This window comes from Acinetobacter sp. NyZ410, from assembly GCF_022828975.1.
Classification (GTDB): domain Bacteria; phylum Pseudomonadota; class Gammaproteobacteria; order Pseudomonadales; family Moraxellaceae; genus Acinetobacter; species Acinetobacter guillouiae.
This window is the reverse complement of sequence record NZ_CP094620.1, coordinates 1,835,906-1,862,864: the sequence shown is the minus strand read 5'-3', so window position 1 is coordinate 1,862,864 and position 26,959 is coordinate 1,835,906. Positions and strand designations below refer to the sequence as shown.

General features: G+C 41.3%; 23 protein-coding genes. 6 read left to right on the top strand and 17 right to left on the bottom strand.

Annotation, left to right across the window (positions count from 1 at the left end):
* Positions 1-95: 95 nt before the first annotated feature.
* Positions 96-1,808 carry an electron transfer flavoprotein-ubiquinone oxidoreductase gene (locus MTO68_RS08715; RefSeq protein WP_244015647.1) on the top strand — a complete coding sequence of 571 codons (1,713 nt, stop codon included), beginning with the start codon at positions 96-98 and terminating at the stop codon, positions 1,806-1,808.
* Between the two features lie 264 nt (positions 1,809-2,072).
* A complete protein-coding gene (locus MTO68_RS08710; protein ID WP_244015646.1) occupies positions 2,073-2,663 on the top strand; it encodes a tetratricopeptide repeat protein in 591 nt (196 codons plus the stop codon).
* 77 nt (positions 2,664-2,740) lie between these two features.
* Here MTO68_RS08710 and MTO68_RS08705 read toward each other — a convergent pair whose 3' ends face one another.
* Positions 2,741-3,070 (bottom strand): hypothetical protein, encoded by a 330-nt coding sequence (locus tag MTO68_RS08705; RefSeq protein ID WP_004721480.1) that lies wholly within the window; start codon positions 3,068-3,070, stop codon positions 2,741-2,743.
* Positions 3,071-3,800: 730 nt separating this feature from the next.
* On the opposite strand from MTO68_RS08705, the gene MTO68_RS08700 reads away from it, so the two are divergent.
* Both MTO68_RS08700 and MTO68_RS08695 read left to right on the top strand, forming a co-directional pair.
* The gene (locus MTO68_RS08700; protein WP_244015645.1) at positions 3,801-5,483 is read left to right on the top strand and encodes an arylsulfatase; all 1,683 of its coding nucleotides are present in this window, start codon (positions 3,801-3,803) and stop codon (positions 5,481-5,483) included.
* Positions 5,480-6,484: an SUMF1/EgtB/PvdO family nonheme iron enzyme gene (locus MTO68_RS08695; RefSeq protein WP_244015644.1), complete on the top strand. Its 1,005-nt coding sequence runs from the start codon at positions 5,480-5,482 to the stop codon at positions 6,482-6,484. The genes MTO68_RS08700 and MTO68_RS08695 overlap by 4 nt, the downstream gene beginning before the upstream one ends.
* 127 nt (positions 6,485-6,611) lie before the next feature.
* On the opposite strand, the gene tatC is transcribed toward MTO68_RS08695, so the two are convergent.
* From tatC to MTO68_RS08615, 16 genes are all read right to left on the bottom strand, one after another.
* Positions 6,612-7,385 (bottom strand): twin-arginine translocase subunit TatC, encoded by a 774-nt coding sequence (tatC, locus tag MTO68_RS08690; RefSeq protein WP_244015643.1) that lies wholly within the window; start codon positions 7,383-7,385, stop codon positions 6,612-6,614.
* Positions 7,382-7,900, bottom strand: coding sequence for a Sec-independent protein translocase protein TatB (gene tatB, locus MTO68_RS08685; protein WP_244015642.1), 519 nt, complete (start codon positions 7,898-7,900; stop codon positions 7,382-7,384). The genes tatC and tatB overlap by 4 nt, the downstream gene beginning before the upstream one ends.
* Before the next feature lie 17 nt (positions 7,901-7,917).
* Positions 7,918-8,142 (bottom strand): Sec-independent protein translocase subunit TatA, encoded by a 225-nt coding sequence (gene tatA / locus MTO68_RS08680; RefSeq protein ID WP_244015641.1) that lies wholly within the window; start codon positions 8,140-8,142, stop codon positions 7,918-7,920.
* A 144-nt stretch (positions 8,143-8,286) separates the two neighbouring features.
* On the bottom strand, positions 8,287-10,050 hold the full coding sequence (locus MTO68_RS08675) for an alkaline phosphatase D family protein (protein ID WP_239045950.1): 1,764 nt from the start codon (positions 10,048-10,050) through the stop codon (positions 8,287-8,289).
* Positions 10,051-10,156: 106 nt separating this feature from the next.
* Positions 10,157-10,426, bottom strand: a complete 270-nt coding sequence (locus MTO68_RS08670; RefSeq protein ID WP_279578607.1) for a lipase secretion chaperone — start codon at positions 10,424-10,426, stop codon at positions 10,157-10,159.
* 703 nt (positions 10,427-11,129) lie between these two features.
* Entirely contained in the window at positions 11,130-12,290 is a 1,161-nt protein-coding gene (locus tag MTO68_RS08665) for an NAD(P)-dependent alcohol dehydrogenase (protein ID WP_244015639.1), read from the bottom strand.
* Positions 12,291-12,364: 74 nt separating this feature from the next.
* The gene (locus tag MTO68_RS08660; protein WP_244015638.1) at positions 12,365-13,546 is read right to left on the bottom strand and encodes a carbohydrate porin; all 1,182 of its coding nucleotides are present in this window, start codon (positions 13,544-13,546) and stop codon (positions 12,365-12,367) included.
* Positions 13,547-13,734: 188 nt separating this feature from the next.
* Entirely contained in the window at positions 13,735-15,249 is a 1,515-nt protein-coding gene (locus tag MTO68_RS08655; RefSeq protein WP_244015637.1) for an aldehyde dehydrogenase (NADP(+)), read from the bottom strand.
* 30 nt (positions 15,250-15,279) lie between these two features.
* Positions 15,280-16,278: an ABC transporter permease gene (locus MTO68_RS08650; protein WP_244015636.1), complete on the bottom strand. Its 999-nt coding sequence runs from the start codon at positions 16,276-16,278 to the stop codon at positions 15,280-15,282.
* A gap of 49 nt (positions 16,279-16,327) precedes the next feature.
* Complete coding sequence (locus tag MTO68_RS08645) at positions 16,328-17,857, bottom strand: sugar ABC transporter ATP-binding protein (RefSeq protein WP_244015635.1); 1,530 nt, start codon at positions 17,855-17,857, stop codon at positions 16,328-16,330.
* A 46-nt stretch (positions 17,858-17,903) separates the two neighbouring features.
* Positions 17,904-19,013 carry a sugar ABC transporter substrate-binding protein gene (locus tag MTO68_RS08640; RefSeq protein WP_004820493.1) on the bottom strand — a complete coding sequence of 370 codons (1,110 nt, stop codon included), beginning with the start codon at positions 19,011-19,013 and terminating at the stop codon, positions 17,904-17,906.
* A 242-nt stretch (positions 19,014-19,255) separates the two neighbouring features.
* Positions 19,256-19,969: a ribose 5-phosphate isomerase A gene (gene rpiA / locus MTO68_RS08635; RefSeq protein ID WP_244015634.1), complete on the bottom strand. Its 714-nt coding sequence runs from the start codon at positions 19,967-19,969 to the stop codon at positions 19,256-19,258.
* Positions 19,970-20,017: 48 nt separating this feature from the next.
* Entirely contained in the window at positions 20,018-20,857 is an 840-nt protein-coding gene (locus MTO68_RS08630; RefSeq protein ID WP_004721513.1) for a MurR/RpiR family transcriptional regulator, read from the bottom strand.
* A 39-nt stretch (positions 20,858-20,896) separates the two neighbouring features.
* A complete protein-coding gene (locus MTO68_RS08625) occupies positions 20,897-21,544 on the bottom strand; it encodes an HAD-IA family hydrolase (RefSeq protein ID WP_244015633.1) in 648 nt (215 codons plus the stop codon).
* 16 nt (positions 21,545-21,560) lie between these two features.
* Entirely contained in the window at positions 21,561-23,078 is a 1,518-nt protein-coding gene (gene xylB / locus MTO68_RS08620; protein ID WP_244015632.1) for a xylulokinase, read from the bottom strand.
* Positions 23,079-23,081: 3 nt separating this feature from the next.
* Positions 23,082-24,566, bottom strand: a complete 1,485-nt coding sequence (locus MTO68_RS08615) for an NAD-dependent succinate-semialdehyde dehydrogenase (protein WP_244015631.1) — start codon at positions 24,564-24,566, stop codon at positions 23,082-23,084.
* A gap of 291 nt (positions 24,567-24,857) precedes the next feature.
* Here MTO68_RS08615 and MTO68_RS08610 point away from each other — a divergent pair, with 291 nt between their 5' ends.
* Together MTO68_RS08610 and MTO68_RS08605 are read left to right on the top strand one after the other, a co-directional pair.
* A complete protein-coding gene (locus MTO68_RS08610) occupies positions 24,858-26,003 on the top strand; it encodes a fumarylacetoacetate hydrolase family protein (RefSeq protein ID WP_244015630.1) in 1,146 nt (381 codons plus the stop codon).
* Positions 26,003-26,956 (top strand): C-terminal binding protein, encoded by a 954-nt coding sequence (locus MTO68_RS08605; RefSeq protein WP_244015629.1) that lies wholly within the window; start codon positions 26,003-26,005, stop codon positions 26,954-26,956. Before MTO68_RS08610 ends, MTO68_RS08605 begins: the two co-directional genes overlap by 1 nt.
* Positions 26,957-26,959 lie beyond the last annotated feature (3 nt).

The following is a 26,959-nucleotide window of genomic DNA, read 5'->3' as shown; positions in this document are numbered from 1 at the left end:
TTTGCTCATCAAGCAGCCCTTTTTTGATGCTTTTTTATTTGATATTTTTACCCCAATAAATTAAAATACCGCTAAGCGAAATAGGATTTCTTTTTATGAAAGATTTACAACGAGAGTCAATGGAGTTTGACGTAGTCATCGTAGGCGCAGGCCCTGCGGGTCTTTCTGCTGCGATTAAAATTCGTCAATTAGCGCTTGAAAACAATCTTCCAGACCTTTCCGTCTGTGTGGTTGAAAAAGGCTCTGAAGTCGGTGCGCATATTCTTTCTGGTGCTGTACTTGAACCTCGTGCAATCAATGAACTTTTCCCTGACTGGAAAGAACAAGGTGCACCTTTAAATGTACCTGTGACTGAGGACAAAACTTATTTCCTCATGTCTGCTGAAAAGTCACAAGAAGCACCGCATTGGATGGTTCCTAAAACCATGCACAATGATGGTAACTATGTTATTTCATTGGGTAATGTCGTGCGTTGGTTAGGTCAAAAAGCGGAAGAGTTAGAAGTTTCTATCTTCCCTGGCTTTGCTGCTTCAGAAATCCTTTATCATGAAGATGGTTCTGTAAAAGGCATCCAAACTGGTGATATGGGTATTGGTAAAGATGGTGAACCTACTCACAACTTTACTCCTGGCTACGAGCTTCATGCAAAATACACAATTTTTGCAGAAGGTTGTCGTGGACACCTTGGTAAACGTCTGATTGCAAAATACAACTTAGATCAAGATGCTGATCCGCAACATTACGGTATCGGGATCAAAGAACTTTGGGAAATTGACCCTGCTAAACATAAACCGGGTTTAGTAATGCATGGTTCAGGCTGGCCTTTGGCAGAAACAGGTTCTTCAGGCGGCTGGTGGTTATATCACGCTGAAAACAACCAAGTGACCTTGGGGATGATTGTCGATTTATCTTATGAAAATCCACACATGTATCCTTTTGCTGAAATGCAACGTTGGAAAACACATCCACTGATCAAGCAATATCTTGAAGGCGGTAAGCGTATTTCTTATGGCGCACGTGCAGTTGTTAAAGGCGGTCTAAACTCTCTACCTAAACTGACCTTCCCAGGCGGTTGCTTAATTGGTGATGATGCGGGTTTCTTAAACTTTGCTAAAATCAAAGGCTCTCATACTGCGATGAAATCGGGTATGTTATGTGGTGAAGCTGTATTTGAAGCAATCCAAGCAGGTCATGAGAAAGGTGGCGATTTAGCGGTTGCGCGTGTCGCTGAAGGCGAAGATTTCTTTGCCAAAGAATTGACTGCATATACTGACAAGTTTAACAACAGTTGGTTAAAAGAAGAATTACATCGTTCGCGTAACTTTGGTCCAGCAATGCATAAATTCGGTTTATGGATGGGTGGTGCATTTAACTTTATCGATCAAAATATCTTTAAAGTGCCATTTACCCTACATGACCTTGCACCTGACTTTAGTGCATTAAAAACTGTAGATGCTGCGACATTTAAACCTACTTATCCAAAGCCAGACGGTAAATTAACCTTTGATCGTTTATCTTCTGTATTTGTATCCAATACCGTACATGAAGAGAATCAGCCAGCTCACTTAAAGCTGACCGATGCTTCTATTCCAGTCAATGTCAACTTACCAAAATGGGATGAGCCTGCTCAACGTTACTGCCCTGCTGGTGTTTACGAGATTATGGAAAATGATGATGGTTCTAAGCGCTTCCAGATTAATGCTGCAAACTGTGTTCACTGCAAGACTTGTGATATCAAAGATCCATCTCAGAATATCACATGGGTAACACCGGAAGGTGGTGGTGGGCCTAACTATCCAAATATGTAAGCTGGATACTTAGGACGATGCTTTAATGCTGCTCACCACTAAACATGCGAGTGTTTAGATAATTTTGTGTAGTATTAACAGCGTCTTTTACCCCAATTTGTCGAGTGATATAAGCTCTTCATTTTCATTATTTAGGTAAGCTTAGTTCCCAAGGGAGCTAAGCTTGAAAGGCAAAATAGAATAAGTCTTGGCTCAAATTAAGTTGACTATAACTTAATTTTGCACTTTAATTTTATTGATTAAAAGATACAAATGATTGAAAAAATGATGAAATTTAAAATTAAAAAACTGCTGTATCCTCTTATTATTCTTACATTTTCCCCCACCACACTTGTATTTGCAGAAAGTTTTGAAGCGCTACTCGAAAAAGCTAACAATGGGGACGTAAAAGCGCAATACCAAGTGGGTTATCTTTATAGCAGTGGCAATCAGGGTGTGTCCTTTGATGAAGAAAAAGGTGTTTTTTGGTTTAAAAAAGCCGCTGAAGCGGGTGATGCAAAATCTCAACTCAGTTTAGCAATGAGTTATTTATGGGGATCAGGTATCAGTAAAAATTCCCGTAAAGGTATTGAATGGCTGACCAAATCTGCAAATCAGAACAATGCCATGGCACAATACAATTTAGCTGAAGAATATTCAGATGGGAAAAATATAAAGAAAGATCAAGATCTTGCAAATTATTGGTATCTTAAGTCGGCTGAAAATGGTGATGTGTCAGCACAATTTAAATTGGGATCTCTATACTTAGATGGAAATTCAGGCCTACCTCAAGATATCAATAAAGCGAAAGCATGGTTAAAAAAAGCCGCAGATCAAGGCTATGAATTAGCGCAACGGCAATTGGCTGCACTATGATTGAAGACAATAAAACCACGACCTTACTACTTTATATAATTAATTTTTAATGATTATTTATTTTGACTGATAGTTTTTCAAATCAGCGGTTTTACAACATTTAAAACCTCATGACTTTTAACAATTAAACAAATACATTGATCAAAAATGGCTTTTGAATTTTGTATAAATTCATCTTCCATCGCATCTAAATGTAAATGACTTTCTTTTTGGACTTTTTTGTACAAAGCAAATAAATCATGCTTATACTGAGACTTACAACTGAGATTGAAATCCTTAAGTTCTTGCTCAAGTTCTAAGCGCATATTTTCAATAAAATGCTGACGTGAAGCTTTATTATTCTGAATATAAAATAAGCGTGTTTGTTCATAAGTGCCTTTATGAAATATCATTTCATAAATTTTCATCGTAATACTTACCTATAGATTCGTATTATTACTCTTAAAATACAGCTCATACAAATGCATTATTTAATAAAATTTATCTGAGTCCGTATTGAGATAATATATTTTCTGTCTTTTATAAATATCTTTATCCATTGCTTTTTTATTCAGCCTTAAAAACTCCTATTTCCCTTGGGGAAAGGAAATAGGATCAAGGCATCAAGAATCTTTAAAAAAAGATCTCCCTCTAATTCTGTAGAATTTATCACATTAATCTTCAATTAATCAATACACCATCAACATAAAAACAGACAGTTCTGTATATTTTTGTTTAAAAAATATTCATTCGCAACCAAAGTGACTTGTTTATTTACATCGGCGTTTAAAGTTTAATCAGATTAAATTGTAGAGCTGGATAGATTCAAATTATTGCTATGCTAAAACCAATGATATTACAAAGGTGTATTTGAATATCATGTATTAAACTATTACGAATATAAAACTTTCCGAATATGCCTAAAGCATATCCAAGGCCTTGTTATAAGCTGATGGTGCTCATTTTTTTAAGCCTAGAAGTATTTTGGTTTTATTAAACAGCTCAACATGCTTACTTTTAAATGATTTCAATATCTTTTTGGAAGTATATTGAGGGCTTTTCTTTTTTTTAGATTAGCAATCAAATTTTAATTATTTTTACCATAAAAATTAACGCTCTAAACTCAGCCTAATTTTTTAGAAAACCAAGTCGACACGTATGTCTCATAAAAATCTGCTTACAACACTTTCCATTGCATTATTCAGCCTTTCAATTTCAGCATGTAATAATAATGATTCGGACCATTCAAATACTGTGGTGGAAACCAAGAAACAACCAAACATTTTATTTATCATGGCAGATGATTTAGGTTATTCGGATTTAGGCGCTTTTGGTGGAGAAATACACACCCCAAATATTGACGCACTGACCAAAGAAGGTCGGATTTTAACGGACTACCATACTGCCCCGACCTGCTCACCGACGCGTTCACAATTGATTTCGGGGACAGACCATCACTTAGCGGGCATTGGGGCTATGGCTGAGCTCACCCCCGCTCACTTAAAAGGCCAGCCGGGTTATGAGGGCTACTTAAATGAGCGCTCACTCTCAATTGCAGAGGTGCTTAAAGATAATGGCTACCGAACCTATATCAGCGGAAAATGGCACCTCGGTTTAACCGCTGAAACCAACGCACATGTAAAAGGCTTCGATCACTCATTTACGCTATTACAAGGTCTAGATTTACACTTTAAACAAGCGCCTAGTGCCTACAAACGTAATGCCACCTATACAGAAGATGGTAAAGTTGTTCCAATTTCAGCATTACCTGATCATTTCTTCTCAACCAATTATTTCACCGATAAATTAATTAGCTATTTAGAGTCAGGAAAAAATTCAGGCAAACCATTCTTTGCCTATGCTGCCTACACTGCACCTCATTGGCCATTACAAGCCCCAGCTGAATATCGTGACCGTTATCGTGGCGTGTACGATGCTGGTTATGATGTGATTCGTAATGGTCGTATTGCCCGCCAAAAACAACTTGGTCTAATTCCAGCCAACTTTACTGCAGCCGAACCGATTGCGACACAAAATGCACCACAAAAATATGGCAAATGGAATGAACTGTCCGCAGAGCAAAAAGTCTTAGAAGCGCGCAGAATGGAAATCTATGCGGGAATGGTTGAAAACCTTGATGCCAATATTGGACGCGTGATTGAGTATTTAAAACGCAATAACTTATACGACAATACTTTAATTTTCTTTGTTTCAGATAATGGGGCTGAAGGCTTTATCCGTGGTAATTATGGAGCCGAATCAGGTTTTGATAATCGGGTGAGTAATGTCGGTACATCCAGTTCTTATCACTATGTCGGTCCGCGTTGGGCTGAAGTCAGTGCTGCGCCTTTCCATTTATGGAAAGATACTGCAGGTGAAGGTGCAACCACAGCACCAGCCATTGTTAAACTTCCTCATCAAAACAAAGCGCAAGCAACCTATCATGGTTTTGCTTCAGTGCTCGATGTTTTCCCAACCGTTTTAGATTATGCCAATATTGCCGTCCCACAAGGTCAATATAAAGGCCGTCAGATTAATACCCCAAGTGGCTACTCTTGGAAATCGGTGCTTGAAAATAAAGCGCAGACGATTCGCCCTGTAAACTTTAGTTTTGCTGATGAATTGCATGGCAGTAAATATGCGCGTCAAGGCGAATGGAAAATTGCTTTACAAGGTAAAGCAGAGCTAGGAACGGGAACTTGGGAATTATATAACTTAAAAAATGACCGTGGTGAAACCCAAAACCTTGCACAAAATAACCCAGCAAAACTACAAGAACTGCTTGATGTATATAACAAATATACCCTACAAAATGGAGTCAAGGAATACAATATTCAATGAAGTTTAGTCCCCTTTTAATTGCACTGTGTAGCCTGTTTCTTGTAACAGGCTGCAATAAGGTTACGCCCGACTCACATCATTCTTCCAAACAAAGCAGCAAAGTTTCTGCACAACTTGGTTCATTGCAGCAATGCGAACACTATTCAGGTTTACCCGATGCATGGCAAAAAAAGCCAACAGCCGGGATGGTTTGGATTGCCAAAGGTTCATTTCAGCTCGGCTCCGATAAAGCCTATCCCGATGAACTTAATTTTGGGCAAAAACAACGACAAGTTGAGGGTTTCTGGATTGATCAAACCGAAGTGACTGTGGCGCAATTTAGCAGTTTTGTAAAAGCCACAGGCTATATAACCGATGCAGAGCAACAGAAACAGGCGGCTGTATTTTCACCAGATGCCAATCAGCCTAATCAGTGGTGGCAACTCAAATCTGATTACACTTGGAAAACGCCTAATGGCGCTTCGGGTCAAGCTCCACGCCCTGCTGAACCTGTTCGCTATGTGACCAAAAATGATGCTGAACATTACGCAGTTTGGTTAGGACGAGATTTACCTACCGAACCAGAATGGGAATATGCTGCAAAGGCGGGCTCAAAAACCGATACGCCACTGCATCAAGCGCCTCAGGATGCCCATCAACATCCACAAGCCAATTATTGGCAAGGTGAATTTCCATTGCATAATTCTGTAGAAGACCATTTTGCAGCTGTGGCACCTGTCGGTTGCTACCCTGCCAATGCGTTCCAATTGTTCGATATGATTGGTAATGTTTGGGAATGGACCTCTTCTGTATATCAAGGTGCGCATGATCAACATATGGGAAATTATACGGATCTGCGTCAGCAAAGCATTGCAGCAACCCAATATGTGATTAAAGGTGGTTCTTTCTTATGTGCTTCAAGTTATTGCTCTCGTTATCGAAATAGTAGTCGTTATCCGCAAGAGTTTGATTTGGCTGCAACGCATGTGGGATTTAGAACAGTATTACGCACCCATCAATGAGACAAAGATAAGCTAAAATCTAGAGATATGGCGAATTTATACACTTAAATATAAATTTGCCTACTTTAAGAAAGAAAGGTTGAATAGAACAAAGCAACACTTAACCACTTTCGCTAAAAATCAGTGCTTATACACGTTTACGTTTTTCAATCATCTTGCCAAATACCAACCCCAATTCAAACAACATCCACATTGGAATTGCCAACATGATCATCGAAATAGCATCTGGTGGCGTGACAAACATCGCAATAAAAAAACAGCCCACAATAATAAAGCGTCTTTTTTCCACCAATGTTTGAGTGCTGACCAAACCGATTAAAATCAGTACCAGTGTAATAATTGGAATTTCAAAAGTGACCCCAAACACCAAAAAGAGTTTTAAACAAAAACTTAAGTAACTGTTAATGTCCGTCATTGGCGCAACGGTATCAGGTGAAACACTGATAAAAAAATGCAGAATCGAAGGCAAGGCAATAAAATAGGCAAAGGCAATTCCTGAATAAAACAAGCAAATACTGCTCAATAACAATGGGAATGCCAGATTCTTTTCTTTTTCATACAACGCAGGTTTAATAAATGCCCAAATCTGATAAATAATAAAAGGCATCGCCAGCATCAGCGCAATAAAGAAATTCAGTTTAAAAGGTGCCATAAATGTTGCAGTTACATCTGTAGCAATCATGGTCGAACTGGCAGGTAATTGGGCACGTAATGGTTCAGATAACATTGAATAAGTTCTGTTTGCAAATGGCAACAAACAGAAAAAAAACACAATTAATACCCCGATAATTTTAAACAGATGCTGGCGCAACAGCATCAAATGTCGGGTGATCGGCATTGCTTCAAGCTGAGTCACTTCTTCAGAAGCTTGCTCTTGCAGCTGCGGTATCATTGAGGTCATACGGCCACCTTCAATTGCGATATTGATTTGGATTGAACAGGAACAATGCTGAGTTTGTCATCATTAGATTTAGCCTGTTTTAGCCAAATACTTGGCAAATAGACAGTAGGAATAGCACGTGAGGCAGGTTGATAAATCTGCTTCACCCTCAGCTGGGCTATTTGCTGTTCTTTTAATTGCGGTTGTTCTAATTGCTGTTTCTTTAATAGCGCTAGCGCTTGTTCTGGCTGTATAGCATCTCCAGGCATAGCCGATAATTGCTGTAGCTCATGCATCTGCGCCTGCATTTTTTGCTCTAATTCTTGAATGCGCTGCATCTCATTCTGCATCTGTTCGCGCAATTCGGATAAGCGTAATTCACGGTCAATGTCGTTCTGAACATTGCTGATGAGACGTTTCAATTTACTGTACCATTTCGCAACAAAACGCGCAGCTTCAGGGAGTTTATCTGGCCCTAACACCAACAGCGCAATAATCCCAAAAACCAATAATTCAGAAAATCCGACATCAAGCATGTGTTAGTTCTCCAGTTTTAGTGCTTTACCGTAGAGTTCACATCAGTATTACTATTTTGATGTTCCTGTGTTCTTGGTTCATTCAGTGCAGCAACGGTTGTTTCATCATCTTGAATTGATTTTTTAAAATCCTTCACCGCACCGCCGACATCTTTACCTAAATTTTTTAATTTAGATGTGCCAAAAAGTAAGATCACCACAATTGCAAAAATAAGTACGTGCCAAATCGATAATCCAGCCATGGTTTTTTACTCCTGATATTCTTGTGTTATTTCATTATGTGTACAAAGACAGCTAAACCCTGCACTACTGAAGAAATGACGCGATAGCAATAGCATCTAAATCTTCTTCAGTAGTCAGGCGATATAAAATTAAATAGGCTTTTATTAAGCAGTTTTCTTAATCAAACGGGTATTGACCAATTGATTATTCAGCACCACTTGATGCCCACGTTTTGTATCCACAGTATATTGCGGCTCTTTAATGGTATCGACATAGATCCAGTCCGCTTGAACCTGCGTTGCAGTAAAGCTGACATTTAGATAACCACGTTGATTTAGATTGGTATAATCCAACTCATCAATCAGTGTGGTAAACGCCATTTCAAACTGCTGTAACTGTTCCACTGGAATATTGAGATACTTTTCAATTCCCGGCGATGACACTGAACTTGTCGCCAGCTCGACACCGACAAAATCACCCGCCTGACTATACAACTCTGATGACCATGCATTATGGGTATCCCCTGCCAGCACTACGACCTTCTTGTTCAATGCTTTTAAAGTGTTATACAGAATTTCACGTTCAACATAATAACCATCCCAAGCATCTAAATTATAAGGTGCGACAGTAGTTAAACGTGCCTTTTCAATTGCGGTCAATGTTGGATCGCCCTGTAGCACACGCATTTTCAGTTGCACTAACTCCATGATCATCGTATTGATTTGATTTAAAACCTCTTGAGTTGCGTTTCCACTCAGAACTGCACTCAACGGTACCAGTAATTCAGCAGGGATTAATATCTTACCCATCAACACTTGCTGACCCAATACATTCCAAGTTGCCTTGGATTGAGCCAACTTTTGCTGTAACCATTCACGTTGGGTATACCCCATCAAGGTTCGATTCTGATTGGTTAAGTCAGTCTGAAAACGTTGAAAATCCATACCAGAAGCGGTGATATAATCGGTATATTCCAGTTGCTTATCTCTGGCAAGGATACGGGTATCTAACATGGTCAATTGCACCAGTGTACCAAAGTCAAACTGGCGATAAATATTGAGATGATCATTTGCGGAAATAGGACGAATCGGCATCCATTCAAAGTACGCTTGTAATGCTGCAAGTTTACGATCGAGGAAAGACCCTTCATTGGCTTGGTGATTTTCAGCACCATCTCGCCATGTATCATTTGCCAACTCATGATCATCCCAAATCACAATAAATGGGTGACGGTGATGCAATGTTTGTAAATCTTTGTCTTTACGATATAACGCATAGCGTTTGCGATAATCATCTAACTTGATAATTTCTTGATTATTGTCCGCAGCCAAAGTGCGTCCTAACTTCACTGCATCTTCTGTTGCATAACCACCTTGACCATATTCATAAATATAGTCACCCAAATGAATCACTACATCGACATCTTGCTTGGCCATTTCACGATAAACATAGAAATATCCGGCTGGATAATTCGCGCAAGAACATACCGCAAAACTGACCTTGGTCGGATTGATTGGTAGTGTTTTGGTTTGTCCAACTGGTGAAAATTTATTGCCAAAGCTAAAACGATAGAAATAGCGTTGATCTGGTTTTAAGTTTGTGGCATCAACTTTCACCGTGAAGTCTTGTGCTTTTGCTGTGGTGACTTTGTCTGTTTTAATGATTTGCTTGAATTGATCATCTAAAGCAATTTCCCAAGTCACTTGCAAACGTGCGCTGCTATCATTGGGCGTTAAGCGTGTCCATAAAATCACGCGATCTTGTAAAGGGTCTCCACTGGCAACCCCATGTTCAAAATTGACTTGTAGCGTTGTTGATTCTCGATCTGAACTGTCATTACATCCCGTAAAACCCGCAGATAAAGACAGTGCACCAAAACCGAATAGGCTTTTTTGAATAAGTTCTCGTCGTGTAATTTTGGCTGTCATACTTTACTCCTTAAACTATGGCTAGATTACAAATACTAAATAAGACCTAACTTTATTTATTTTCTACGGTCCCATTAACTAGATTAATTCATTGAATACACATGCATTAATTGAGAATATCTAGCGATTTTTCCGTATCATAAATTTTTTCCAAACTGATAATTCTCCGCTTATCATAACTGTCACTAAAAATTTCTTTTCTAAGCGCTTCAATTGATTTTTCCTGATCAAGCATATTTAAATCACGCTGCAAAATTTCACCTCGCTTTTGCATATATATTTCTGCTTGGTTTTTGAATTGCGCTCTTGATTTATCAACAGATTCCATCCGCTCGGTCACTTCAGGACCAAACACTTTTAACCGCTCCTTGCGTATTTATAAAAATTTTCTTGTCATGGTCTATATCGTCGTCTCAAACTAAAATACATACCAAGATTCACAAATCCTTCGTGCTGTCTTATTGATTGGTATTGATTTAAATCATTTCTTAAAGTTATAAAAGTTGTGGAATTTTATTGATAAATATTCACAACACAGTGTTAAAGTATAAAATTTAGAAATATGCGTATTGACATTTCACCACAAATTCATTGACAAATTACGACAAATATAAAGACCGATATGTATAAAGTATTTTCTTTTAGGGTTTTAGTAAATTCAATTGAATTAAACATACAAATAAAAATCACTTGAATAATAAAAAAATGATTATATTAAATGCTTAATTATTATTTATAATGATCAAAAAAGTCAGGATATAAATACAAAATTAAAATCATACTATCCAAGGTTATTATTTAATTTTCATTTGATTAATATAATAAATACAACCAAACCAACGCATTATTTATACAAGTGATTTATATCTAGTCATTGATCATAAATAAAGCATATATTTTTGTATAAACTTTTAGAAACTATTGGTTATCAATTCATTTTTTGTACTTTTGAATCATAGGTTGTCCTAACATAGGGCGACATGGATGTCGCTGTTGGGTGGAAGTACATATTTTTAAATGCTTCATTTTTAAATATAAATATCCCACCTCACATATCTAAGTGACTAATAATTAATAAATTACAGATCAAAATCAATAATAATTTTAATCACATCTGCAGGTGCCGATGCCGCCAACTCAAATGCTTGAATACTTTGATTAAAATGAATTTTTTTTGAAATTAACGGCTTCACATTAATTTGACCAGAAGCGATCAGCGCAATAGAACGCTCATAATCATTTGCATAACGGAAAATTGAAATCGTCTCAATCTCTTTGACCTGCATGGCAACAATATCCATCAGCACAGCATGTTGTGGCATTCCAACAAAAACCAGTTTGCCCGCAGGTTTTAGACAATCGGGCGCTGCTGCAATTGCGCTTGCATGACCACTACAGTCAACAAATAGGTCGACACCACCAACAAAGTGCCGTTGCACAAAGCACTTTAAATCTTCCTGTGCGACATTACATGCAATTAAACGCTCACCATAATGCTGGACTAAAAAATCCAGCTTCTGTTGTTTTATATCCGTGATGATAACTTGACTACAGCCTGATGCGAGTAATGCTAATGCCATTAAAGCACCAATCGTCCCTGCACCAGTAACCACGGCAGTATCTCCAGGTGAAATACCCACTTTGCGAGCCACATGTACACCTGAGGCCAAAGGTTCAACCAACACTGCTTCTTCCAGACTGACATGATCTGGTAACTTAAAGGTTAAGTTTGCAGGATGAACCACAGACTCACGCAATACACCATGTACAGGCGGTGTTGCCCAAAACTGAATATTCGGATCAAGATGATACAAACCCTGCATCGCTTCTGGAGAATTTGGCTCAAAAACCCCAGGCTCCATACATACACGATCGCCTATTTTTAAATGTTGAACTGCGGAACCTATTTCAACAATGATCCCACTCGCTTCATGCCCCAGAATCATTGGTGCATTGACAACAAAATCACCAATTCGACCATGCTGATAATAATGCACGTCACTGCCACAAATACCCACTTTGGCAATTTTAATGCGTACATCAGTTGCGCTTAGATATTCATTGATCTCAATATCACGAATTTGCAGTTTGTCTTTTTCTTCCAGTACCAATGCTTTCATTGTGATTGCTTCCTTGGGTGTTGTTTTCCGTTGTTGCTTTTTTTGTTTTTGACTTTCTGCTGCTGACGTATTCCACAGTGGCTGTATTGCAATGGTTGATGTCATTTTTAATTGAGTCATATTTTCAATTGAGTCGCATTTTTTAAAATGAGCGATCTTATAAGACCACTCATTTTGAATAATCAATTAAAGCCTTACCACCAATATTCCAATTGAGCACCAAAGTTTGAACCACGATTCACATTGTGAAAATTGTTATTCGGCATCACCAAGTCACGCATTTTTTGCTCATTATCGTTCCAAAATGCATAGGTATAATAAAGGCGCAGTTCTGGACGATCATAATAGCCTGTGCCTTTTATCGACCAGGTTGGTGCCAGTGTCAATTTGGTCAGATTACGAGTTTGGTCATTGGCCTTAATTTGGTCATAGCCAATTTCTGTGGAAATTTTAAAATGATCTTGAACCACATATGCCACCCGAGAGCCCACTGAAATCCAATCACGATCTTGTTGATTCTTGAGTTGGTCTTTTTGGTAGATAAATTGAGCTTGTCCATTGAATTTCTTACTGTCTGAGGTCCAATCCAAGATTTCAAGAAAGCGCAGTGAAGAAGTATCTCGATCCAGTTCAGGATTACCGGTATAACTCAGCCCGATTCCAGCGCCTTGACCATATTGTAGCGCCACGGTATTTTTACCATTCAATACCTCAGCCGTGACATTTTGCACGGTCAATGCCCAGCCCATCTCATCTGCATCAATCAATGACAAACCTGTATTGATTGTATTTTTAGAACCGATTGGAATCCCTTTCACTGTCACATCATGTCGATTGATATATTTTTCCTGAAATACATTATCTTTTCGGGAAAATACATAACTTAAGGACAAGTCATTGATTTTATAATCATCAATACCGAAGCCAGTAGCACTCTGATTCCAATAAAAGAAATCAGTCATGTGAATGTCATTACGTTGATAAAATCGCCTACCTGCCCAGAGATTTGCCCCATTCAGATAGGAAATATTTCTCCAATCCAAATAAATTTGGTTCATTCGGGTAAAACCATTGTCGTCATTAAAACTTAATGTTTGCCCATATTGATTATAGAACTGAAGCATTCCTTTGATGTTCAGTTCGGAATTATCTTTTAATTTGATCAGGTTTTGTTGGGCAAAAAACTCACCGTATTGTTCACATTCATTGCCAAGACGATACTTGGTCGGCGCCCCCGTGAGTCGAAAACACTCTTGTGTTTTGCCATTTTCAGTTGCACCGATTCCCGTACGGAAATAGCCACCAAATTCGATCGCAGATGCAATTTGCGACAATAAAAAAACCGCTGTTCCAACAATCCATAAGTTTGTTTTCATGTTAAATTCCTTTTTTAAGCATGAGTTTGCCTTATCCCTCTGATTCATTCAGTTGGATGGAGTAAAGAGCGCACTCGTTAAAGTTATATTTATTTCAATTCGATTTAGAGTTTAATAATGAGATAAAATCATCTCCTTTAATTCATCTCATTGCCTTTATTTTCAAGCACATTAGGCTTGATTTTTACTTAACGTAAAGCCACAGGAAGTAAGTCTTCCGCAATATTTTGATAACACACAGGACGCATAAAGCGACGAATCGCCAGCGTGCCTACAGAGCTTGCACCAAAGTTTGTTGAAGCTGGATAGGGTCCGCCATGAACCATGGCATCACATACCTCAACCCCAGTTGGGAAACTATTTGCAAGAATACGACCTGCTTTACGTTCCAGCACAGGCAGTAATTGACTTGCAACGTGATGATCTGCTTGATCAAGATGAAGCGTACAGGTAATCTGCCCCTCAAGGGACTTCGCCAAGTGCATCAATTCATCGATATTTTTAACAATAACCACTAAACCCAGCGGTCCAAATACTTCTTCTTCTAAGGTCTTATTCTCCAGCCATGCTTTGCCAGTTGTAACAAACAGATAAGGACTCGCATTACGCAAATCACTGCTTGAACTAAAGACTTCACTTACATCTGCTGTATTTGCCAAACGTTTATGCCCTTCACGATAAGCCTCGGCAATCGCATCGGTTAACATGACCTGTGCTGGAACAGATTCAAGTGTTTTTACAACAGTTTGAATATAGGCTTCTGCTGCTAAACCTTCGATCAACACGGCGACCCCGGGATTGGTACAGAATTGACCAGCGCCTAATGTCAATGATTCCGCCCAGCCTTTGGCAATTTCAGCACCACGATTGGCAATCGCATTGGGCAAAATAAACATTGGATTGACAGAACCCAGTTCACCAAAGAACGGGATCGGTTCTGGACGTGCAACACAAAGATCATATAAAGCACGTCCACCACGCAGCGAACCTGTAAATCCAACCGCTTTAATCAACGGATGTTGTACTAAACTTTGACCAACATCTAATGCTCCACCGTGGACTAAACTAAATACACCAGCGTGCAGTCCACATTTTTCAATCGCAGCATGAATCGCTTCAGCAACAATCTCCGCTGTACCTGGATGTGCCTCATGCCCTTTAACCACAACTGGACACCCTGCGGCCAATGCCGATGCTGTATCCCCGCCTGCTGTTGAAAATGCCAGCGGAAAATTTGATGCACCAAACACTGCAACTGGTCCGATTGGGCGTTGCATTAAACGAATATCTGGACGTGGCAGTGGCTTTCGATCCGCAAGTGCAACATCATGCCGGCGATCCAAAAACTCACCTTTCAAGATATGTGCAGCAAAAAGTCGCAGCTGCCCCACAGTACGCCCACGTTCTCCTTCCAGTCGAGCCTTGGGCAACCCTGTTTCTTGGGTTCCAATCTGGGTAATCGCATCTGCTCGAGCTTCGATTTCATCAGCAATGACATTGAGAAAAGTCGCGCGCTGCTCAAGCGTTGAGTAACCATAAGTGCAAAAAGCATCTTCTGCCGCTTGGCACGCTTGATTGACAAGTTCACGATGACCGACAGAAAAGCGAGATACTGAACCATCAATCGGGTTATTGGTAAAAGTCTGATCAGTCGCAATCCACTTCCCTGCGATTAAGTGCTGACCATGTGGTTGAAAAGACATTGTGCTTGTTCCTCGATCAAGTTGAGTAAATTAACCAAAATAACGGACGCGAAAAGCATCAATCAGTACTGCAATAAAAATCATGATTCCTCCAATCATTCCGACATAAAAAGAAGGCACATTGATAATTGCAAGTCCGACCTGAATGATCGTGAGTAGCAATACACCACCCAATACGCCTTTCACATTGCCACGCCCACCAAATACACTGACACCTCCAATAATCGGCGCCGCAATCGCATAGAGTAGATAGCTTGAGCCTTGATTTGATGTAATCGCCATTTGCCATGAAGCCAGTAAGAATCCCGCAAGAGCAGCAAGAAACCCAGAAATGGTATAAGTCATAATTTTGATACGCTTCACTCGGATTCCCGCAGAGAGTGAAGCAGCAGGATTTCCACCTACAGCATAGATTGAACGACCTAAAACGGTATGTTTCAACATCACGCCAATAATCAGCAACATGATCAAAAATACCACCGGCATTAATGGCCAAGTCCCGAGGGTTGCTTGCCCAATCCAGGTATAAGCTTCTGCAAAATTATTCAGCGTTTTGCCTTGTGTTAAGGCCAAAAGTGCACCTTGAAGGATGATCATCATTGCTAGGGTTTGGATCAACGCAACCATTTTTAGTTGGGTGATACACCAACCATTAAAGAACCCAATAAAAGTACCGACCAATAAGCCCAGTAAAATCGCGGCAAACCAAGGTAATCCCCAATCAGAATAAGCAAGTGCGCCTACAGCAGCGGAAAAACCTGCATTTGCTGGAATTGAAAGATCGATTTCAGCAATCAACAATGGCAATGCAACAGCCAAACCCAAAAGCCCTAAAACGGTTGCCTGCACCATGATATTTTGCAAATTAAACACGGTAAGAAAGTATTCATTAAATGCACCAAAAATGATGACCAAAGCGATCAACCAAATCCAGACCACGTTGTGGAGCACCCAACCTAAAATTTCGCGGGTATTTTTCTTTGCTGTAATGTTGGTGATCTTATTCTCTGCTGCTATTTCATTACCCATTGCATCTCTCCTTACTCATTGCATCTATCCTTATTATTGTCTCGTGACATCACGCCTGAACGGATGCGCGTAGACGGTCGACGGTAATCTCCTGACCCGTCAATGTTTCTTTTACAGTCCCTTGATCAAAAATACACACCCGGTCGACCACACGAACCAATTCGTCCATATCGGTTGAAATAATGATGACCGCAACACCAGCACGACTAAGTTCATCAATGATGCGCAATACATCTTGTTTCACCCCAATATCAATTCCACGTGTCGGTTCATCCACCATCAGCAATCGTGGCTTTGCTGCCAACACTCGCCCCAAGCACACTTTTTGTTGATTACCACCACTCAATGTATCCACTGCATATTCAGCATTGGGGGCTTTCACCCCCATTGCGTTAAAATAATGCTGAATCACCGAATCCTCTGCCTGTTGATCGATAAATCCCAATTTTGAGCGTTGTGATAAAGAAGAAAGCGCAATATTCGATCCAATTGACATCTGTCCCACCGCCCCATCATGACGACGATCATCAGAAAGATAAGCAATTCCCATATCAAAGGCTTCATGTGGAGATGTTGCTAAAGGTTGCGCATCTTCGCCATGCATTGAGATTGAGCCTTTTGCAGGATGCAATCCAAAGATTGCCCGAGCAATTTCTTTGGCACCTGCGCCAGGCAAACCTGTAAATCCAATCACTTCGCCTGGACCAATGTTCAGTTGTTGCAAGGCCAAATCTTTGCCATATATATTTTTTAAACAAACAGCAGGGATTTGACCGGTGTAATCACATCGCTCCCGTTGAAAAAGCGCAAGATCTCTCCCGATCACCAACTCAGTCAGTTGTTCAGCACTCATGTTACTCACATTGTCAGAACCACCTGCCAAACTGCCATCACGTAATACAGTCACCGCATCACAAATTTCAAGAATTTCATCGTTGTAGTGTGAGATAAAGATAAACGTTACCCCCGTAGCTTTTAATTTATGCATAAAATCGAATAACTGACGGCGATCAGCAACGGTTAATGCCGCTGTTGGCTCATCTAAAATAATCACCCGACCACCAGAGAACATCGCCCGTAGAATATTTAACTTACGTCGTGCCACCGCATTTAAATGCCCTGCTAGCGCTTTGGCATCGATATTGGTTCCTTCAAGCATGCGACTTGCATTGCCACGCAAAGTTTTCCAATCAATAAAGCCTTTTTTATTCGGCCAAATGCCCAGCATCAGGTTTTCTTCTGCGGTCATGTTGTCAATGATCATTGGCTCTTGTGTCACCAAGAAAACCCCAGCGGCTACCATTGCTTTGACATCAACATGCTCAAGTACACGACCATTTAAAATAATTCGCCCAGATGTGGGGGTGACTTGTCCCGAAATAATGCCAACCAATGTGGATTTACCTGCACCGTTTTCACCCAGCAAGCCATGAATAGAACCTTTACCAATCTCAACCGTGACACCGCGTAGTGCTTGAACCACACCATAACTTTTAGTCACATTCTCAATGCTTAGGATCTTCTCATTAATTGCCTTATCAATATTCCGTTCATGTAATCCCATTTTTTCTCTCAACATTGCTTATTTGTCATCACTGGAACAAGTCTGCTTTACTCAATACGAATTAAGCATAGGGAATGCCCCAATCCTTCTCAGCCACTGCCCCCCAATGTCTTGCATCGCTTGCATTGTCCTTATTGATGACAAAAGCAGGAATAATCAGTGTTGGTCCTGTTTTACCTTTTACGATGACGCCTTTTTCCCAAAAATACTTGGTGTTGTGGTATTCACCCAAAGGCACTTCTGCATTTTTCAATGAATGCTTGGTTAGCATTTCAACCGCAATCTCACCATAAGCAATTGGGTCTTGAGATACACATGCATCCATATAGCCTTCCTGAATCCATTTCAAAGCAATTGGCTCACCATCAATCGTCACGAAAATAACATGGCCTTCCTCACCGACCTTCTTCCAGCGATTTCTTTGTTGCAATGCAGTCGCAATACCGCGAGCAGGAGAGTCTGAAGGTGCATGTACTGCATCTAGATCAGGATGCTCAGATAAAGTAGATAAAGTTACCGCCAGCATTTTTTCCAGTTGCCCTTCAGTCGGTCGAGACAAATAGGTAATTTCTGGGTATTTCGCAAAAACTGAATCCATGCCTTCTTTACGTAAACGCCATGCCACAGAAGCCAAGGCACCAAAACAATTTAAGACTTTACCTTTTGGCTTTCCGTACTTTTTGACCAGACGACTTACAATTTCCTCTGCAGCAATGACACCGCCTTGAAAATTATCAAAACTCACAGTAATTGCGACATCACCACCATCCGCAGGCGTATCGATAATACCGACAGGAATTTTTTGCTGGTTATAGCGCTGGATGGCAGAAACAATCGCCTGACTGTCTATTGAATCTGAAATAATCGCCGATGGTTTTGATAAGAGTAAGCTCTGCCACTGCTCAAGCTGACGGGTACTGTCAAAGTTTGCATTGGTGGCTTGAAACTCGCCTGAGTTGGCTTGCACCGCACGTTTAACAGCTTCTTCCTGAATCACAAAAAAGTAGTAATCAAGACTTTTATTGGAATATGGAATTGAAAGACGAGTTGCGGTTGATGTAGAACGACTACATCCTATCAGCCCTCCCCCCAAACTCAGTCCTATACCTGCTGCAACTGCGCTTTTAAATAGATTACGGCGGGTTATTCCGCCCTGATTTGATTTTGTCATTGGAATATCTCCTTTATTCCTTATTTATTAAATCTAGTAATACTACATTTTTAATTAAACTGTCAATAACATCCCATGCAGAATATTTAAAAAATAATCTTTAGATACAATAAATAGATACTTAAAATTAAACAATAAAAGCTTAAATATATAATAAACACGGATATTTAAGAGAAATATCAACCATTTTATTCTGGTAAATCGATTTTAGTTTTATAACGATAAAATATAGTTTTACTATATTATCGCATTTTTACGTAAGAGGTTCCATCAAAACACGCCACCACCATCCCCACCGCTTCACGGGTAAACAGACCATTTTCGACCACACCTGGAATTCGATTGAGCTCAATCTCTAATGGTGATGGATCTTTGATTATTGGCCCACAATGGCAGTCTAGAATAAAATGACCACTGTCTGTCACGACGGGTTGCCCATCACGCATTCGACGTTCAATCCGTATATTGTCAATACCATGTTCTGCAAGTACACGTTTAACCATTGCTAAGGTTTGCTTCCATGCAAATTGCACCACCTCAACTGGAAGCGGAAAGCCACCCAAACAATCGACAATCTTGGTTTCATCACAAATACAGATCATTTGTTTAGAAGCGTGTGCGATGATCTTCTCCCAAAGCAAACAAGCACCACCACCTTTGATCATATTAAACTGGTGATCAACTTCATCTGGACCATCAATGGTCAGATCAATTTCACCGATCTCATTGGGATCCGTGATTTCAATCCCCACCTGTTGTGCCACCTCAATGGTTGAACGAGAAGTGGTGGTACACGTCAAGGTTAATCCATGTTCTCGGATGTGTGCACCCAACTCTCGAACAAAAAAATGCGACGTCGTTCCAGAACCTAAGCCCAATTTCATACCATCATGGATAAAATCCTGAATTACTCGGCGTCCTGCTACTTTTTTTGCTTCATCCTGTTGATTACTCATTCAGTACTCCTGTTACTTACGCAGCTTCACTGCTATTTTTTTAATCGATCAAATCTTATCCGTGTGCCATAAATCAAGCGCCGGCAATTGATCAGGAAATTGACTACCACTTGCGATTGCAATGGCAGTGACTAACATATTGGTCACCAGATGATGGTTCAGACGTGAAGCCAACGGCGTCATAAGCTCTGTATGCTCATAAGGCTGCACGGCAATCAGCACATCTGAAATCTGTGCCAATGGACTATCATGTGCCGTAATCGAAACCACTTTTGCACCACGTTTACGAGCAATGCTAGCAATCTCAACCATTTTCCGTGTATGTCCAGACTGCGAATAAATCAAAATAACTTCTTCAGGTCTGGCGCTATCGGCATGAATACGTTGGTGCTTTGTACCAAGCAAGGCCTGACAGCGGATACCCAGTCGTTGAAATTTATGTTCTGCATCCACAGCATTGATTTCAGACATTCCAGTGGCATAAATGCCAACCCAATTTGCTGCTTGTAGGCAACCTGCTCCCGCCGTGATTTGCTCTGGCACTAAATCTTCAGCCAAGCGCTGAATTGCATTCAGTGAATTACGACAGGTTTTTCGCACAATATTTTCAATACTGTCATTGGGAATAATTTGCTCATAAGCAAATGGTGCAGATGGCACTAAGCTCTGCGCCAACTGAAGTTTTAAATCCTGATAACCCTCAAAACCAAAACGGCGGCAAAAGCGCATAATGGTTGGATCACTGACAGAACAGACTTCAGACAGACTCGCCATACTCATCTGGATCACTTCAGATGGGGATGTCACCACAAAATCAGCCACACGTCGTTCAGCACGATGCATGTTTTCACTTTCTTGAAGAATCCGCTGTAACAAACTGACGGTCATACCACCACACTCCTAGCCGCCACTTGACAGCACATCAAATCAAACTTGTAATAAATCCGCCAAACGACTTAAACGTTGCTTGGCAGAAATTTCTACTTCTGGGCCACCGCCCCAAGGTACAACAAAAAAAGGCACATCGGCACCCACTGCGGCTTGTTGATCAATGGGTGTATCGCCAACATAAGCCCAGCCGCCAGAAACCAAATTCATCGCGTCCGCCACAGCCAACAAATGTTTTGGATCTGGTTTACAGGCAGGTACCGCATCCGCACCCAAGGCCACATCAAATAATTCAGATAAGCCCAATTGCTGCAACACTTTAGCAGTGATTGCATGGGTTTTGTTGGTACAAATGCCCAATTTTATCCCAGCCGATTTTAACGCCTCAAGATCTTCACGTACGTGTGGAAAAATTCGGGTATGCCCCGCAGGATTGGCCAGATACGCCTGTTGGTAACATTGTAGAGTTTGCTGTAATGTTACTTCGTCATACGTAACATCCAATTCATCTAAAATATCGATAATCAGCCGACGTGGGCCATTGCCAAGAAATTTTTCAACAAAATGCGCCTCAAGCTTGGGCCAACCATTTTGAGCAAAGCCAATATTTAAAGCCTCCGCAATATCAGGCGCACTATCAATCAGCGTGCCATCTAAATCAAAGATAAATGCAGAATAAGCAGTCATAAAAAACTCCTGAGAATTATTGGTCAAAAATTGGAGAACTTAACGCGGTAAGCGTTTGCCCCAATACGGGATAGAGACTGCGATACATTTCATGCGCTTGTGCATACACCTCAGTGACTGCCAAATTTGGCTGTTCTCTAGAAATTGCCCGAAAGTTTTTGATCGCACTCTGTGCATCGGGCCAAACCCCCATTGCCAAGCCAGCAACCAATGCAGCACCAAAGGCGGCACCTTCAGCAGCACCATCGGTCGTCACCACCTCACAACCAAATACATCGGCCTGGATTTGTCGCCAAAGGGTAGACTTTGCGCCGCCCCCAGAAGCTTTAATCACATGCTTTTCAATCCCTAATGGCTGCATTAAGGAATACATATCCGCCAAGGCATGCACCACCCCTTCCATCACAGACCGAGCAACATCACCACAATCATGTCGCGCAGTGAGACCGATAAGCGCACCACGCGCTTTAGGGTCGGCATGTGGGCAACGCTCGCCATACAGATAAGGTAAAAACAATAAGCCCTTTGCACCCGCCGTACTCGCTGTTGCTTTGGCAACAATTTGTTCAAATGAAAGATGTTGCCCGTCAGCAATATGACAAAAATTCTCACGAAACCAATTCATTGCACTGCCAGCATTGAGGGAGACACCCATACAATGCCATTTATCAGCAGCCACATTGCAGAAAACCTGCAAACGACCTTTTGGGTTTTCTTGTGCTGTATCTAAGGCAGCAGCGAGGATCCCACCTGTACCAAGTGTGGTTTGCAATTCACCCGGCTCAATCACCCCAGAACCAAAAGTCTGAATTACCGAATCCCCGCCCCCACCCGCAACAGGCAATCCCTCTGGAAGACCGAAGAGTGCTGCACCTGCTGCTGAGACGTGTCCTGAAATCACTTGTGATTCAAATACCGGTGGGAGTATTGCAGGATTAATTCCTATCTTTTCAATCAAGCCCATCGCCCATTGTCGTGAACGCACATCAAACAAGCCTGTGCCAGAAGCATCAGAAACTTCAGTGGCAATCACCCCAGTCAGACGTAAACGCAAATAATCTTTCGGGTTCAACATGCTACGCATACGCGCAAACAGTTCAGGCTCATGGCGTTGCATCCAAAGAATTTTGCCACCGGTATAGCCCACCAACATTCTGTTATTGGTTGCCGCAAGTAATCCATCTAAACCACCAGCAGCCACGACAATATCATCACATTCAGCTTGATTACGTTGATCATTCCATAAAATAGCTGGGCGTAAAACTTGCTGTGAAGCATCAAGTGGAACCAAGCCATGCATCTGCCCAGACAAGCCTATACACAATATTTGCACTGGAGGCGCTTTGGCCAATGCCCCTGCGACAGCCTGACGAGCACCCTCCACCCACAATTCAGGATCTTGCTCAGTCCAACCTGGTCGAGGCCTAGACAATGGATAAGTTGCGATATCGGCTGCAACAACTTTTCCTTCAATATCGATCAATAAAGCCTTACATCCTGAAGTTCCTATATCTATCCCTAGAAGTACTTGCATAAATCAATTCTCCACGCCGTGGTGTAAACGAATATGTTTGAAATTAAAATATTCAAGCAATCCTTCACGACCATGTTCGTAGCCAACGCCACTTTGCTTACGCCCACCATAAGCAGCATTCATTATTCCAGCGTCAACGTTATTGATCGCAACATTGCCATAGTCAAGACCCGCTGAAACCCGATGAATTTCTGTCAAATTTTGTGCATAACAATAAGCCGCTAAACCATAAGGCGTATCATTGGCATAGCTGATTGCCTCATCCAAATCATCAAAATGCGCAACCCCAACCAAAGGACCAAACGTTTCTTCGCTCATGACTTGCATACTATGCTTACAATCCGCGATCACAGTTGGGCGAAAAAAATGTCCTTTGGCATATTGGGTCCCCTCTGGTGCTTTACCACCAGCCACCAATCGTGCACCTTTAACCAAAGCATCTTGGAGATGGATACGCGTTTTATCCAAAGGCTCAGCAGATGCCATTGCGCCGAGATCAGCGGCTGGATTTTCCAAGCCATTATCGACACTCAATGCATCAGCCGCCGCTGCAAGTTGAGTAACAAACTCCTCATATACTGCGCGATGTACATAGATGCGATTAATCGCAATACAGATTTGCCCACAATTACGGAAGCTACGACGTGCTGCACCTTTGACCGCTGCATCAAGATCGGCACTCGCAGTGACAATCATCGGGCAATTGCCACCCAACTCTAAAGACAGACGTTTCACTTGTGGGCAGCTTTGTTGAATATGCAAACCCACTGCACTTGAGCCTGTAAATGCAATTTTATCCACTTGCGGATGCTCGACCAGTGCCTGCCCCACTTGTGAGCCTTTACCTGTCAATACATTGACTACACCTGCAGGAATACCCGCTGCATGACATTTTTGTGCAATTGCCAAAGCAGTAAATGGCGTCAATTCAGCAGGTTTAATAACGATGCTACATCCAGCAGCAAGGCTGGCACATAATTTCCATCCCACCAACTCAGCGGGATAGTTCCATGGTGTAATTGCAGCAACCACACCAATCGGTTCACGTACCACTAAACTTTGGAATCCTTGTTGATCATTGGGAATAATTTCACCATGCACTCGCGTGGCTTCTTCAGCATAAAAATGACATGCTTCAGCGAGTTTTAGAATTTCACCTTTTGCTTCATTAACAGGCTTGCCTTGTTCCGCTGTCATGATCATTGCCATATTTAAGGCATCCGCAGCAATAAGGTCGCCTAAACGATGCAAAGCGATCGCACGCGTTTTTGGCACAAGCTTAGACCATGAAGCAAATGCATGACGTGCAGCAGAAACAGCCGCATCAATCTCATCCGTTGTTGCTGCAGCAATATGACCAATCACCTCACCCGTTGCAGGGTTTAGCACAGGCAAGCGAGGTCCTTTACCTTTAGAAAATGTTCCGTCGATATATAAAGTACTGTCGAGTACAGCGATTGATTCAGCTAAAGCATTATTTTTCATCATTTACTTCACGCCTTCCTATGCGAGTAATCTTGTTATTCATTGTTAAAATATATAGTAATACTATTTTTATGCAAGAATAATTTATAAATTATCTAAAAACCCTTTGGAAAAACATCAAAATCAATAATAAAAATAAAATAATTTATAATTAAAAAACAATTATATAAATACATAATCTATTAATATAAGCGAATAATCTCTGCATATACTCAATACACTACTTGACCAAAGCTAAAATTAAAAAGTAGTATTACTAGATAGAACAAATGATAAACAAAGGAAGGATTCTCCATGTTACCCACATCACTCAACAGCGCCAAATTGGTTGGACGTGTTTGGCTTCCTCACAAAGGGCCATCGGTTGTCATCTTACGTGACAACATACTGATTGATGTCACCGAGTCGGTCATCTCAATGGCTGATTTTCTTGACCATGATCCTGCTGGTCGTTTTGACAAACTCTCAGGTGAAGTACTTGGAAGAGTTGAAGATTTGGTGCTTGATCCTACAGAAATGGGTTACCACGCAGATCATCCTTGCTTACTTGCGCCCTGTGACTTTCAATCCTTAAAAGCATGTGGGGTTACTTTTGCCAAAAGTATGGTTGAACGTGTCATCGATGAACGAACCTCGGGGGATCCTGCTCGTGCCGAAGCATTACGTCAACGTATAGGTATACTAATCGGGGGCAGTTTATCGAATATTCAAGCGGGTTCTGAGCAAGCAGCCGAAGTTAAAGCGACCTTGATTGCTGAAGGTTTATGGTCACAATATCTCGAAGTCGGGATTGGGCCAGATGCCGAAGTCTTCACCAAGTCACAACCCATGTCTGCTGTAGGTTATGGTGCACAAGTGGGAATTAATCGGATTTCAGCATGGAACAACCCTGAGCCAGAAATAGTGTTGGCGGTGGATAGCCAAGGCAATATTCGTGGTGCAACGCTGGGCAATGATGTCAATCTACGCGATGTTGAAGGCCGTTCAGCGCTATTACTCGGTAAGGCAAAAGACAATAACGCATCATGTTCAATTGGCCCGTTTATCCGTCTATTTGACTCAGATTTCACCCTTAGCGATATTGAGAATGCCACGCTTCACATGTCTGTAACTGGTGCAGAAGATGGTTTTAGCATGTCGGGACACTCCAATATGGCGGAAATCAGTCGCAAACCCGCGCATCTGGTCGCACAAACCTACAATGACTCGCATCAGTACCCAGATGGCTTTATGTTATTTTTAGGCACAATGTTTGCACCAACACAAGATCGAGAAGGTCAAGGTTCTGGCTTTACCCATAAACCAGGTGACGTGGTCGAAATCTCGACTCCGCTTTTAGGCACATTACGCAACACGGTTGTTTATGCTGATCAAGCACAACCATGGACTTATGGAACCCGTGCACTGATGCGTAATTTAGTAAAACGAGGAGTGCTCTAATGAAATTAGTGGTCACTGATCAAGCCTTTGGTAATACACGACATGAGCAAGCAGCCGCACAAGTTGCTGGGGCAAGTTTTGCAGCATTTCAATGCCATAATGAAGCAGAAACAGTACAAGCCGTTGCAGGAGCAAATGTAGTACTCAACAACTTTGCACCCATGACCCATCGTGTGATGCAGGCCATGGCAACTGGTGCAACCATTGTACGTTATGGCGTTGGTGTCGATAATGTTGATCTCGTCGCCGCAAAACAACTTGGGATACAGGTATGTAATGTACCTGATTATGGTATTGAAGAAGTCGCTGATCATGCAGCTGCCATGACCTTGATGATGGCTCGTAAACTCAATCAGTATGATCAAGGTATCCGCGTAGGTGAATGGAAGATCGACCAGATGGTTACAGGTATTCGTTCGTTGCGTAATACCACTGTAGGTTTAATCGGGCTGGGACGTATTGCGAAAGCTTATGCCTCACGCCTCGCAGTCTTTGGTTGTCATATGATTGGCTTTGACCCATATGTCACCGAAGCGCAAGCAAAAACACTAGGCGTTCACCTGATGTCACAGGATCAAGTGATTTCTTCTGCCCATGTTTTATCGCTACATGTTCCACTGACTCCTGCAACACGTCATTTGATTGATGCTGAGGCGATGGCAAAAATGCCTCAAGGTTCAATCATTATAAATTGCTCAAGAGGTGGACTGATTGATGAATCAGCATTAGCCACAGCCTTGGTCAATGGACAAATCTCAGGCGCAGGACTCGATGTCTTTGCACAAGAGCCATTACCAGCAGACTCGCCTTTACGTACAGCACCTCATTTAATCATGTCTCCACATGCAGCGTTTTTTTCTGATACATCGGTAGATACCTTACAGCGCTTAGCCGCTGAAGAAGCATTACGCAGTTTACGTGGTGAACCGTTACGATGCTCACTCATCACATAAAAT